The sequence below is a fragment of the Rhizobacter sp. P2_H2 genome (assembly GCF_056403375.1).
The window spans coordinates 1-12,190 of the sequence record NZ_JBFUFP010000072.1 but is presented as its reverse complement, the minus strand read 5'-3'; the positions used below and the strand labels follow the sequence as shown (position 1 = coordinate 12,190).

Annotated in this window: 13 protein-coding genes; 6 read left to right on the top strand and 7 right to left on the bottom strand. The window is 71.1% G+C overall.

Features of this window, described 5'->3' with window-relative positions; genetic code table 11:
- From AC1D15_RS07220 to AC1D15_RS07210, 3 genes are all read right to left on the bottom strand, one after another.
- The coding region (locus AC1D15_RS07220; protein ID WP_477825458.1) for an ABC transporter substrate-binding protein at window positions 1-1,011 on the bottom strand (1,011 nt) is incomplete at its 3' end.
- 24 nt (window positions 1,012-1,035) lie between these two features.
- Window positions 1,036-1,818, bottom strand: a complete 783-nt coding sequence (locus tag AC1D15_RS07215) for an ATP-binding cassette domain-containing protein (protein WP_477825457.1) — start codon at window positions 1,816-1,818, stop codon at window positions 1,036-1,038.
- Entirely contained in the window at window positions 1,815-3,017 is a 1,203-nt protein-coding gene (locus AC1D15_RS07210) for a fumarylacetoacetate hydrolase family protein (RefSeq protein WP_052212535.1), read from the bottom strand. Before AC1D15_RS07210 ends, AC1D15_RS07215 begins: the two co-directional genes overlap by 4 nt.
- Window positions 3,018-3,147: 130 nt before the next feature.
- On the opposite strand from AC1D15_RS07210, the gene AC1D15_RS07205 reads away from it, so the two are divergent.
- The 5 genes from AC1D15_RS07205 to AC1D15_RS07185 all read left to right on the top strand — a co-directional run bounded on the left by AC1D15_RS07205 (window position 3,148) and on the right by AC1D15_RS07185 (window position 7,415).
- Window positions 3,148-3,588 carry an RbsD/FucU family protein gene (locus AC1D15_RS07205; protein WP_047508190.1) on the top strand — a complete coding sequence of 147 codons (441 nt, stop codon included), beginning with the start codon at window positions 3,148-3,150 and terminating at the stop codon, window positions 3,586-3,588.
- A 66-nt stretch (window positions 3,589-3,654) separates the two neighbouring features.
- On the top strand, window positions 3,655-4,596 hold the full coding sequence (locus AC1D15_RS07200) for a dihydrodipicolinate synthase family protein (RefSeq protein ID WP_047508188.1): 942 nt from the start codon (window positions 3,655-3,657) through the stop codon (window positions 4,594-4,596).
- Between the two features lie 31 nt (window positions 4,597-4,627).
- Entirely contained in the window at window positions 4,628-5,641 is a 1,014-nt protein-coding gene (locus AC1D15_RS07195; RefSeq protein WP_477825456.1) for a sialic acid TRAP transporter substrate-binding protein SiaP, read from the top strand.
- Complete coding sequence (locus tag AC1D15_RS07190) at window positions 5,641-6,126, top strand: TRAP transporter small permease (protein ID WP_047508186.1); 486 nt, start codon at window positions 5,641-5,643, stop codon at window positions 6,124-6,126. The genes AC1D15_RS07195 and AC1D15_RS07190 overlap by 1 nt, the downstream gene beginning before the upstream one ends.
- Window positions 6,123-7,415 (top strand): TRAP transporter large permease, encoded by a 1,293-nt coding sequence (locus tag AC1D15_RS07185; protein WP_477825455.1) that lies wholly within the window; start codon window positions 6,123-6,125, stop codon window positions 7,413-7,415. Before AC1D15_RS07190 ends, AC1D15_RS07185 begins: the two co-directional genes overlap by 4 nt.
- Here the strand turns inward: AC1D15_RS07185 and AC1D15_RS07180 are convergent.
- The 4 genes from AC1D15_RS07180 to AC1D15_RS07165 are packed head-to-tail and all read right to left on the bottom strand — an operon-like array spanning window position 7,327 to window position 11,576.
- Entirely contained in the window at window positions 7,327-8,382 is a 1,056-nt protein-coding gene (locus tag AC1D15_RS07180) for an ABC transporter ATP-binding protein (RefSeq protein ID WP_477825454.1), read from the bottom strand. The two genes, AC1D15_RS07185 and AC1D15_RS07180, sit on opposite strands and share 89 nt — an antisense overlap.
- On the bottom strand, window positions 8,379-9,197 hold the full coding sequence (locus AC1D15_RS07175; protein WP_477825453.1) for an ABC transporter permease: 819 nt from the start codon (window positions 9,195-9,197) through the stop codon (window positions 8,379-8,381). Before AC1D15_RS07175 ends, AC1D15_RS07180 begins: the two co-directional genes overlap by 4 nt.
- On the bottom strand, window positions 9,194-10,144 hold the full coding sequence (locus tag AC1D15_RS07170; RefSeq protein WP_477825459.1) for an ABC transporter permease: 951 nt from the start codon (window positions 10,142-10,144) through the stop codon (window positions 9,194-9,196). Before AC1D15_RS07170 ends, AC1D15_RS07175 begins: the two co-directional genes overlap by 4 nt.
- Window positions 10,145-10,154: 10 nt before the next feature.
- Window positions 10,155-11,576, bottom strand: a complete 1,422-nt coding sequence (locus AC1D15_RS07165; RefSeq protein WP_477825452.1) for an FAD-binding oxidoreductase — start codon at window positions 11,574-11,576, stop codon at window positions 10,155-10,157.
- Window positions 11,577-11,647: 71 nt separating this feature from the next.
- On the opposite strand from AC1D15_RS07165, the gene AC1D15_RS07160 reads away from it, so the two are divergent.
- Window positions 11,648-12,190, top strand: a 543-nt coding sequence (locus AC1D15_RS07160; protein ID WP_477825451.1) for an RDD family protein, incomplete at its 3' end; no start/stop codon positions are given.

Below are 12,190 nucleotides of genomic sequence, written 5' to 3'. Positions count from 1 at the left end.
CTTCAGCAGCGCGCGGGCCTTGTCGGGGTTGTACGGGTTCACGCCGGTCAGGTCGATGTAGCCGGCGTCGCTCGGCACCATGTGGCTGCCGATCGGCGCGCCCTGGCCTTCCATCGCGCCGGCGATCACCGCCTTGCGGTCGATGGCCATCGCGATCGCGCGGCGCACGCGCACGTCGTCGAAGGGCTTGCGCTTGTTGTTGATCGCGACGAGGGTCTTGCCCTCGGTGCCGCCGATCGCGACCGTGAAGCGCGGGTCGTTCTGGAACTGCACCAGGCTTTGCGCGGCCTGGAAGCGCGGGAACGCGTCGACGTCGCCGGCCAGCAGCGCGGCCGATTGAGCGGCCGGGTCGTTGATGATGCGAAAGCTCACCTTCTTCAGCTTGATCGCGGCGGCGTTGCGGTAGCCGTCCCAGCGCGACAGCACCACCGCGGCGCCGCGCGACCAGCTCTCGAAGCGGAACGGGCCGGTGCCGATCGGGCGGGTGGCGGTGGTGGCGGCGCTCTTCGGGTCGAGGATCACCGCGGTGTTCTCGCCGAGGCGGAACAGCAGGTTGCCGTCRGCCTTCGCGAGCACCAGCATCACTGTCTGCGCATCGGGCGTCTCGATGCGGGTGATGTTGTCRAACACCGTCTTCTTGGCCTTGTTGGTGCTGCCCTCGGCGCGGGCGCGCTCGAAGCTGAACTTGACGTCGGACGCGTCGAAGGCCTCGCCGTCATGGAACTTCACGCCCTTCTTCAGCTTGAAGGTGTAGAGCCGGCCGTCGGGGTCGATGCTCCAGCTGTCGGCCAGCAGCGGCGTCACGCTGCCGTCGACGTTGATCTTGGTCAGGCCCTCGAGCACGTTGTAGTGGACGATCTCGCCGATCGACGCCGCCGCCGAGGTGGTCGGATCGAGCCCGGGCGGCTCCAGCGTGATGCCGATGACGGCGCTGTCCTTGCGGGACTGGGCTGCGGCGAGCGTCGCGGCGCACAACAGCAGCGTGGCGGTGGTCTTGAGGGCTGGATGCATCGGAAGATGGTAGCCCGGAAGTCGCTACGCGGCGGCGACCAGCGCGCGGGTGTACGGGTGCTGCGGCGACCGGAACACCTCGTCCGACGCCCCGCGCTCGACCACCTCGCCGCCGCGCATCACCAGCACCTCCTCGCACAGGTGGTCGACCACCGCGAGGTCGTGGCTGATCAGCAGGTAGGTCATGCCGAAGCGCTGCTGCAGGTCGGTCATCAGGTTCAGCACCTGCGCTTGCACAGAGACGTCGAGCGCGCTGACCGGCTCGTCGGCGACGATCAGTTTCGGCCGCGTCACCAGCGCCCGCGCGATCGCGATGCGCTGGCGCTGGCCGCCGGAGAACTCGTGCGGATGCCGCGCGGCATCCGACGCCCGCAGCCCGACCGCCTCCAGCGCCTCGGCCACCTGCCCGACCGCATCAGGCGTACCGTCGGGCAGCGGCTCGGCGACGATGCGCCCGACCCGCTGCCGCGGATCGAGCGACCCGTACGGATCCTGGAACACCATCTGGAAATCGCGCCGCGCCGCGCGCAACCCGGCCGGCGCCAGCGCATTCAGGTCGCGGCCGTCGAACAGCACCCGGCCGCTGCTCGGCGGCTCCAGCGCCATCGCGATGCGCGCGAGCGTCGACTTGCCCGAGCCCGATTCGCCGACGATCCCGAGGTTGCACCCGGCCCGCACCGCCAGGCTCACGCCGCGCAGCGCGTCGACCACCGGCGCCGGCTGCAGCAGCCGTTCGCGCGGCAGCGTGTAGCGCCGCGTCACCTGCTCCAGCGCAAGCAGCGGCGCCTCGCCGACCCCGGCGCTCACGTCAACAGTTGGCGCGCCGCGAGGCTGCGCATCAGCGCGGTCAGCCCGAAGCGCCACGGCGCGATCTCGTCGCAGCGGCGCACCCGGTTCACCAGCGCACCGAACGCCGGCGACGAGACCGTGACCACGTCGCCCACCACGTGCGTGAAGCCCTGGCCCGGGCCCAGCCGGTCCTGCGTCGGCGCGAGCATGGTGCCGAGGAACAGCATCAGCCCGTCCGGGTACTGGTGGTGCGGGCCGATCGCCTGCGCCGCCAGGTCGAGCGGATCGCGGCTGATCTTCGCGAGCGTGTCGCGGCCCTCGACGCGGAAACCGTCCGGCCCCGCCACATGCAGCGCGATCTCGCAGCGGCGCAGGTCGTCGATGCCGAAGTGCGCGTCGAACAGCCGGATGAACGGCGCCATCGCGCACGAGGCGTTGTTGTCCTTGGCCTTGCCCAGCAGCAGCGCGCTGCGGCCCTCGAAATCGCGCAGGTTCACGTCGTTGCCGAGCGTCGCGCCGCGCACCCGGCCGCGGCTGTCGATCGCGAGCACCACCTCGGGCTCCGGGTTGTTCCACGACGAGCCGGGGTGCAGCCCGACATCGGCGCCGGTCCCCACCGCGGCCATCGGCGGCGCCTTCGTGAACACCTCGGCGTCCGGCCCGATGCCCACCTCCAGGTACTGCGACCAGGCGCCCTGCGCGATCAGCACCTCCTTGACCTGGGCCGCCTGCGGCGAGCCGGGCACGATGCCGGCCAGGTTGTCGCCGAGGATGCCGGTCAGCGAGCGGCGGATCTTGTCGGCGCGCGAGGCATCGCCGCGCGCCTGCTCCTCGATCACCCGCTCCAGCAGGCTCGCGATGAAGGTGACGCCGCTCGCCTTCACCGGCTGCAGGTCGCACGGCGCCATCAGCCAGGCCTGGGTGCCGTCGCGCAGCGATTCGTCGCTGTTGGCGAGCGCCGCCTCGTACGACGCGATGCGCGGCGCCTGCCCGGTGCGCAGCGCCGACTGCACCGAGAACACCGGGTCGTCGAGTTCCAGCAGCTGGCTGCTGGTGGCAGCGACGGTGGACAAATCGTGCAGGTCATCGCCGGTCAGCGTGACCAGCGTCGGCCCGCTGCCGGGCACCCACAGGCGGCCGACCAGCGTGGCGTGCCGGGCGTCGTGGGGCAGCGATTCGGCGACGGGCATCGGCAGGGGGGGAAAGTGGAGGGTCATGGAGGCTCTCGACAGGGTTGGCAGGGTGGCGGCGTTGACAGGGCAGAAGGGTTTGTCCCGCTGAAGCTTTCGGGGCAGGCGCTTACGATGAGAATCCGCGCTGTCCCACGAAGACACGAAGGAAGTCCCGATGCTCAAGACGATATCGCCGCTGCTCACGCCCGACGCGCTGCACGCGCTGGCCAGCATGGGCCACGGCGACGATCTGGCGATTGTGGACGCGAATTTCCCCGCCGCCCAGGTGGCCCGCCAGTCCGGTGCGCGGCTGGTGCAGATCACCGGCGCCGACGCGCCGGCCGTGCTGGCGGCGTTGCTGCCGCTGTTCCCGCTCGACACCTTCGTGCCGCAATGCGCCTGGACGATGCAGGTGGTGGGTGATTCCCGCGCCGTGCCGCCGCCGGTGGCCGAATTCCGCAAGCTGCTGCACACCGCCGGCGAGCGCGAGCCGGCCACGCTGGAGCGCTTCGCGTTCTACGAGCAGGCGCAGCGCGCCTTCCTGATCCTGCGCAGCGGCGAGCAGCGCAAGTACGGCAACCTGATCCTGCGCAAGGGGGTGGTGTCCACCGACTGACGTTTTCCATCGGGTCTGGCGCGAGGGGAGCCGCGCCGTCATCGCTCCCACTGACGGGAGAAGACCATGACGATTCCTGCCGCATCCGCCTCGTTCCACGGCATCTGGCCGGCGCTGCTGACGCCGCTGAAGCCCGACCTCGGCATCGACCTGCACCGCTTCGGGCTGCACGCCCGCTCGCTGATCCACGCCAAGGGTTGCGGCGGCGTCGTGCCGTTCGGCACCACCGGTGAGGGGCCGGCGTTCTCGGTCGCCGAGCGCCGCGACGCGGTCGACGCGCTGGTCGGCGAAGGGGTGCCGGGGTCGCAGATCCTGGTGTCGACCAGCTGCGCCGCGCTGCCCGACACGCTGGCGCTGACGCGCCATGCGCTCGGCATCGGCGCGCACGGCTGCCTGATGATGCCGCCGTTCTACCTGAAGGGCGGTGGCCACCAGGTGACCGACCAGGGCGTGATCGACAGCTACCGCCAGGTGATCGACGGCGCGGCCGACGACCGGCTGCGGCTGTACCTGTACCACATCCCCCAGGTCAGCGGCGTCGGGCTGTCGCGCAAGGTCGTCGAGACGCTGAAGCGGCTGTACCCGCAGACCATCGTCGGCATCAAGGACAGCAGCGGCGACACCGCGCACACGCTGGCGCTGGCCGATGCGTTCAACGAGACGCTGATGGTGACCGCCGGCCACGAGCCCGACCTGCCCGAGCTGGCCCGCCGCGGCAGCACCGGCGCCATCAGCGGGCTGGCCAACTTCATGCCGCACGTGGTGCAGCGGCTGGCCGGCCGGCCCGATGCGCCGAACACCCCGCACGACGTGTCGCGCGTGCGGCTGCTGCTGGCGATGCTCGGCCCTTACGCGCTGACACCCGCTTTGAAGGGCATCATGTCGGCCCTGAGCGGCGAACCCGGCTGGTTGCGGGTGCGCGCGCCGCTGGTGGCGCTGACGCTCGACCAGATGCACACGCTGCAGCATGCGCTGAAGCCGATCGCGCTGGACCTCGACGTCGACTGAGACTGATCCGAACAAGGAAGCTGGAGACTGCATGATTGTTGATTCACGGCGCCGCCGCCTGGCGGCCGGCCTGGTGTTGTCCGGCGCGGGGTTGTCGGGCGTGTCTGCGCCGTGGGCGCGTGCCGCCGGCAAGACGCTGCTGCGCATCTCGACCCCCGCGGTGCCGGACGACTGGCACGCGAAGATGTGGACGGTCTTCAACGAGACGCTCCAGCAGTCGGCCCCCGGCGAGTTCGAGGTGCAGGTCAACCTGAACGCGGCGCTGTTCAAGCAGGGCACCGAGCCGGCGGCGATGGCGCGCGGCAACCTGGAACTGGCGTCGATCTCGGCCTTCGACATCGCGAAGCTGCTGCCGGAGTTCTCGATCTTCACCGCCGGCTACATGCTGCGCGACCCGCAGCACCAGCAGAAGGTGTTCAACGGGCCGATCGGCGACGAGGTGTTCCAGCGCGTCTCCGACAAGCTCGACGTGACGGTGCTCGCCACGGCCTACCTCGGCACGCGCCAGCTCAACCTGCGCGACACGCGCAAGGTGATGGTGCCGGCCGACCTGAAGGGCGTGAAGCTGCGCATGCCGGGCTCGAAGGACTGGCTGTTCCTCGGCGAGGCGCTGGGGGCCACGCCGACGCCGCTGGCCTTCGGCGAGGTCTACCTGGGCCTGAAGACCGGCACCATCGACGGCCAGGACAACCCGCTCTCCACCGTGCGCGCCGCCAAGTTCTACGAGGTGACGAAGCAGCTGGTGCTGACGGGCCACCTGGTCGACGGCCTGTTCATCGCGGTCGCCAACAAGACCTGGAACGCGGCGAACCCGGCGCAGCGCCAGAAGCTGAAGGCGGCGGCGCAGGCGGCGGCGCGCTGGAACAACGAGAACCGCCTGAAGGAAGAGGCGCAGCTGGTCGACTTCTTCCGGCAGCAAGGCCTGCAGGTGACGACGCCCGACGTGGCCGCGTTCCGCCGCACGGTGCAGCAGGCGTATGCCGCGTCGGAGCAGGCGAAGTCGTGGCCGAAGGGGATGCTCGAGCGCATCAACGGGGTCGCCTGATGCGCAGCTGGCTGAAACGCGGCGCCGAGGCGGTCGGCGGCGGTCTCTTCGTGCTGCTGTTCCTCGTGTTCCTGGTGCAGATCGTCGCGCGCTTCGGCTTCGACCGGCCGCTGCCGTGGACCGACGAGCTGGCGGTGGTGCTGTACGTCTGGGTGATCCTGTGGTCGACCGCGTTCGTCGTGCCGCAGCGCGAGCACGTGGCCTTTGACCTGGTCTACAACGCGATGCCGGCCGGTGTGCGGCGGGTGTTCCGCGGCCTCGCGGCGCTGCTGTTCGGCGGCCTCGCGCTGTGGGCGCTGCCGGCCAGCTGGGACTACATCCGGTTCATGGCGCGCGAGGGCACGCCGGTGCTCGGGCTGCCGTTCATGGCGGTGTTCCTGCCGTTCGCGCTGATGCTGGTGGGGGTGGTGGCGCGCAGCGCGCACACGCTGTGGCGCATCGCACGCGGGCTCGACCATGAGTTGAGCGGCGAGGTAAAGGCATGACGGCGGCGCTGTGGGCGCTGATCGGCGTGCTGGTCGCCGGCTTCGTGCTGCGCGCGCCGATCGGCTTCTCGATGATCGGCAGCGGCATCGCCTACCTGGTCGTCAAGGGGCAGGACGTCGGCCTCGCGGCCGAGCAGGTGCTGAACGGGCTCTACAACAGCTACGTGCTGCTGGCGGTGCCGCTGTTCATCTTCGCGGCCAACCTGATGAATGCCGGCACCATCAGCGAGCGCATCTTCGACTTCTGCCGCATCCTGGTCGGGCGGCTGCGTGGCGGGCTGGCCCAGGTCGACATCCTGGTCAGCGTGGTGTTCTCCGGCATGAGCGGCAGCGCGATCGCCGATGCGGCCGGGCCGGGGCTGGTGACGATCCGCCAGATGCTGAAGAAGCCGGAGTACACGCCCGGTTTCGCCGGCGCGGTGGTGGTGGCGAGCGCGACGCTCGGGCCGATCATCCCGCCGTCGATCCCGATGGTGATCTATGCGCTGGTGTCGGGCAGCTCGGTCGGCGCGCTGTTCCTCGGCGGCGTGGTGCCGGGCGTGCTGATGGCGCTGCTGATGATGGGCGTGGTGCAGGTCATCGCGACGCGGCGCAACATGCCGCGCGAGGACAAGGTGCCGCTGCGCGAGTGGCCGGCCATCCTGTGGCGCGGCGCGCTGCCGCTGTCGCTGCCGGTGCTGCTGCTGACGGGCATCTACACCGGCATCTTCACGCCCACCGAGGCAGCCGCGGTGGCGGCCTTGCATGCGCTGGTGCTGGCCGGCGTCGTCTACCGCGCGCTCAGCTGGCGCACGCTGTGGGGTGTGGTGATGGAGTCGACGCGTTCGAGCGCGGTGATCACGATGATCCTGGCCGGCGCGTTCATGATGAACTACGCGTTCACCGCCGAGGGCGTGCCGCAGTCGCTCGCGGCGTGGATGGCGGGCTTCGACCTCGGGCGCACCTCGTTCCTGCTGCTGGTGAACCTGCTGTTCCTGGTGCTCGGCTGCTTCATGGACATCTCGGTGCTGCTGCTGGTGTTCGTGCCGATCCTGCTGCCGATGGTGAAGTCGCTGGGCATCGACCTGGTGCACTTCGGCGTGGTGATCGTGCTGAACATGATGATCGGGCTGATCCACCCGCCGTTCGGCATGCTGCTGTTCGTGACCAACGCGCTGACCGGCATCCCGATCCGCGACATGCTGCGCGAGGGCTGGCTGTTCATCGTGATGCTCTTGCTGCTGCTGCTGGCGATGACGCTGTTCCCGCAGATCGTGCTGTGGCTGCCGCAGTCGATGGGGTACCGCTGACGGCGTCGATCCTGATGCACCGCGCGGCGTGATCGCCACCCACGCCGACAGGCGTTGGCAAGCCCGCCCGGCAGGCCTCTACCACCCACCCGCAGCGATCCGCGAACGGGCACCCCGCCGGCCACTCGCCCAGCGCAGGCACCCTCCCCGGGATCGTTGCGAGCCGCGCTCCCCGCGGCGCCCCCAGCCGCGGCCGCGCGCCGACCAGCCCGCGGGTGTACGGATGCGCCGGCGCCGCCAGCACCTGCGCGCCCGGGCCCTCCTCGACCACCGTTCCGCCATACATCACCAGCACGCGCTCGACACTGCGCGCCATCAGGTCGAGGTCGTGCGAGATCAGCAGCAAGGCCATGCCGCTGTCGGCGACCAGCGCGCCGATCAGCGCGAGGATCTCGCGCTGCAGCGTCGCGTCGAGCGCGGTGGTCGGCTCGTCGGCGATCAGCAGCTCGGGCCCGCAGGCCAGTGCCGTCGCGATCATCACGCGCTGGCGCTGCCCGCCCGACAGCTGGTGCGGCCGCGCATCGAGCCGCTGCGCCGCCTGCGGCAACTGCACGCGGTCGAGCAGGCGCAGCGCCTCGGCGCGCGCGCTGCGCGCGTCCAGCCCGCGGTGCACGCGCAGCGGTTCCGACACCGTGCGCCACAGCGGCTGCAGCGGGTCGAGCGCCGTCATCGGCTCCTGGAACACCATCGCGATGCGCCGCCCGCGCAAGCCGCACAGCGCCGCATCGTCGAGGCCCACCAGCTCCTGCCCGTCGAAGCGGATGCTGCCGCCCGCACGCGCCGCGTCCGGCAGCAGGCCCATCAGCGCCAGCGCCGTCATCGACTTGCCGCAACCGCTCTCGCCGATCAGGCCCAGCGTGCGGCCACGCGCCAGCGTGAAGTCGACCCCGCGTACCGCCTCCACCGGCCCGTGTGCCGACGGCAGGCTCACGCGCAGGTCGCGGACCTCCAGCAGCGCGCCCGTCATCGGCGCTGCCCCTCGAGGCGCGGGTCCAGCAGGTCGCGCAGCCCGTCGCCGACCAGGTTCAGCCCCAGCACCGCGAGCGCGATCGCGATGCCCGGGTACAGCGCCAGGTGCGGCGCCTGGTACATCATCTCCTGCGCCTCGTTCAGCATGCGTCCCCAGCTCGGCTGCGGTGGCCGCACGCCCAGGCCCAGGTAGCTGAGCGCCGCCTCGGCCAGGATCGCGACCGCGAACTGGATCGTCACCTGCACGATCAGCGGCGCCGCGATGTTCGGCAGCACGTGGTCGAGCGTGATCTGCCGGCGGCTGCGCCCGCAGGCGCGCGCGGCCAGCACGAAATCGCGCGACCACACCGCGCCGGCGGCCGAGCGGCTGATGCGCGCGAACACCGCCGCGTTGAACACCGCGATCGCCGCCACCGCGGTGACGATTCCCGGCCCGGCCAGCGCGGCCAGCATCAGCGCGGTCAGCAGCGCCGGGAACGCGAAGCTGAAATCGGCGCTGCGCATCAGCAGCGCATCGAGCCAGCCGCGCCGGGCCGCGCCGAGCAGGCCGATCGCCGTGCCGAGCAGCGCGCCGGTCCCGACCGCGGCCACGCCGACCAGCAGCGAGGTGCGCGCGCCGGCGATCAGCAGCGACGCGATGTCGCGCCCCAGGCTGTCGGTGCCGAGCCAGTGCGCGGCGGACGGCAGCAGCAGCTTGTTCGGGATGTCGATCTCGGTCGGCGGGTAGGGCGTCCAGACGAGTGACAGCCCCACCGCGGCGAGCCACAGCCCGACCAGCACGCAGCCGGCGACGAAGCTCGGGTGGCGTTTCATCGATGGATTGCCTTCAGCCGCGGATCGATCGCGACCAGCACCAGGTCGACCGCGAAGTTGATCGCGATCACCGCGGCGGCGAACAGCATCACCACGTTCTGCACCACCAGCAGGTCGCGGTTCGCGATCGCCTGGAACACCAGCAGCCCGAGTCCGGGCAGCGCGAACACCTTCTCGACGACGATCGCGCCGGTCAGCAGGTTCGCGAACTGCAGCCCCATCACCGTGAGCACCGGCACCAGCGCGTTGCGCAGCACATGCCGCCACAGCACCGCGCGCCGGCCGAGGCCCTGCGCGCGCGCGCTGCGCACGAAATCCTCGCGCATCACCTCGAGCACCGCGCTGCGCGTCACGCGCGCGAGGATCGCGGCCTGCACCGCGGCCAGCGCGACGGCCGGCAGCAGCAGCGAGCGCAGCGCCGCGGCCGGGCCTTCGTCCCAGCCGGCAAATCCGCCCGCGGGAAACCACTGCAGCTTCACCGCGAACACCAGGATCAGCAGGATCGCGAACCAGAAACTCGGCACCGCCATGCCGAGCTGGCTGAAGGCCATCACGCCGGCATCGCCGAGCCGGCGGTGGCGCGATGCGGCGAACACGCCGAGTGCCAGCGCGAACACCGTCGTCAGCACCACGGCGATCAGTGCGAGCGGCACGGTGACGAGCAGCCGCTCGGCCAGCAGCTCGGCGATCGGCGCGTCGTACGCGACGCTGCGGCCCAGCTCGCCGCTCGCCAGGCCGCGCAGCCAGTGGCCGTAGCGCACGAGCGGCGGCTGGTCGAGCCCGAGCTGCTGCGCCAGCGCCGCGGCCGCCTCCGGCGTCGCGCCGGTCTCCAGCCGGACGTCGACCGCGCTGCCCGGCAGCAGCGCGAGCACCGCGAAGATCAACGCCGAGGCCGCCAGCAGCGTGGCGATGAAGGCGGCGCAGCGCTGGATCAGGAAGACGCTGATGGGCGCGGCCTCAGAGGGTGAAGATCTTGCCGGGGTTCATGATGTTCTTCGGGTCGAGCGCGCGCTTGACGGTGCGCATCATGTCGACCGCGCCGGCACCCGCCTCGCTGACCAGGAAGCCCATCTTGTGCAGCCCGATGCCGTGCTCGCCGGTGCAGGTGCCGTCCAGCCGCAGCGCGCGCTGCACCAGCTGCAGGTTCAGCCGCTCGGCGGTCTCGCGCTCCTCCGGCTTGTCGGGGTCGATCAGGTAGGCGAGGTGGAAGTTGCCGTCGCCGACGTGGCCGACGATGTAGTACATCAGCCCCGAAGCCTCGACCTCGGCGACGCTCTCGTTGATGCACTCGGCCAGCCGCGAGATCGGCACGCAGGTGTCGGTGGTCACGGTGCGGCTGCCGGGCTTCATCTGCAGCCCGGCGAAGTAGGCGCGGTGGCGCGCGCTCCACAGCTTCGTGCGCTCCTCCGGCGTGGTCGCCCACTGGAAGCCCTCGCCGCCGAACTCGCCGGCGATCTCCTGCACCGTGGCGGCCTGCTCGGCCACGCTCGCCTCGCTGCCGTGGAACTCCATCAGCAGCAGCGGCACCTCGGGCAGCGCCAGCTTGTCGTGCCGGTTCACCGCGCGCACCGCGTTCGCGTCGAGCAGTTCGCAGCGCGCGATCGGCACGCCCATCTGGATCAGCTGGATGGTGGTGCGCACCGCGGCGTCGATGCTCGGAAAGCTGCAGGTGGCGGCCGAGATCGCCTCGGGCAGCGGGTACAGCTTCAGCGTGATCTCGGTCATCACGCCCAGCGTGCCTTCGCTGCCGACCATCAGGCGCGTCAGGTCGTAGCCGGCCGACGACTTGCGCGCCCGCGTGCCGGTGTGGATCACCTCGCCCTGCGGCGTGACGACGGTGAGCGCGAGCACGTTGTCGCGCATCGTGCCGTAGCGCACGGCGTTGGTGCCGCTGGCGCGGGTGGCGCTCATGCCGCCGAGCGTCGCATCGGCGCCGGGGTCGATCGGGAAGAACAGCCCGGCATGGCGGATCTCGGTGTTCAGCTGCATGCGGGTGACGCCGGCCTGCACGGTGACGGTGAGGTCCTCGGGGCGCACCGAGACGATGGCGTTCATGCGCGTCAGGTCGATGCTGACGCCGCCCTGCACCGCGAGCAGGTGGCCTTCGAGCGATGAGCCGGCGCCGAACGGGATCACCGGCACGGCATGGCGGTCGGCCAGCTTCACCACCTCGGCGACCTCGTCGGTGCTCTCGCAATACACCACCACCTCGGGCGGCGGCACGTCGAACGGCGACTCGTCGCGGCCGTGCTGCTGGCGCACCGCCAGCGCCGTCGAGCAGCGCTCGCCGAAGCGGGCCCGCAACGCCTCGACCATCTCGGCGGGAACCGGCCGCGGATCGAGCTGCGGCAGCAGGTGGGCGGGGATGGGAGCGTTCATGGGCGAGGTCTCCGACAACGGAAGAGAGATTCTGCACCCTAGAATCTGCGACCCCCACACACAAGGCCTCCGTGTCGCTGGATACGCTGACCACCGCCGAAACCCCCGAAGGCATCGCGCTGTCGCTGAGGCCGGCCGGCCTGGTGCCGCGCGTGCTGGCGTTCGCGGCCGATTTCGGCATCCGCGTCGTGATGTTCTTTGCGCTGTCGGCGCTGCTGGGCCTGGGCGGCGGCCTGGGGGCCGGGCTGCAGCTGATGATGTATTTCCTGCTCGAATGGTTCTACCCGGTGGTGTTCGAGCTGGCGCTGGCCGGCGCCACGCCGGGCAAGCGCATGCTGGGCCTGCGCGTCGTGATGGACTCCGGGCTGCCGGTGACGCCCGCCGCGTCGATCATCCGCAACCTGCTGCGCGCGGCCGACTTCATGCCGCTGCTGTACGGCTTCGGCCTGCTCGCGATGCTGTGGCGGCCCGATTTCAAGCGCCTCGGCGACATGGCCGCCGGCACGCTGGTGGTGCATGCCGGCAGCGTCGAGCTGCACGGCGCGCTGCCCGACGCACCGCCGCGCGCGCCGGCCCGGCCGCTCGCACTGCGCGAGCAGGCGGCCATCGTCAAC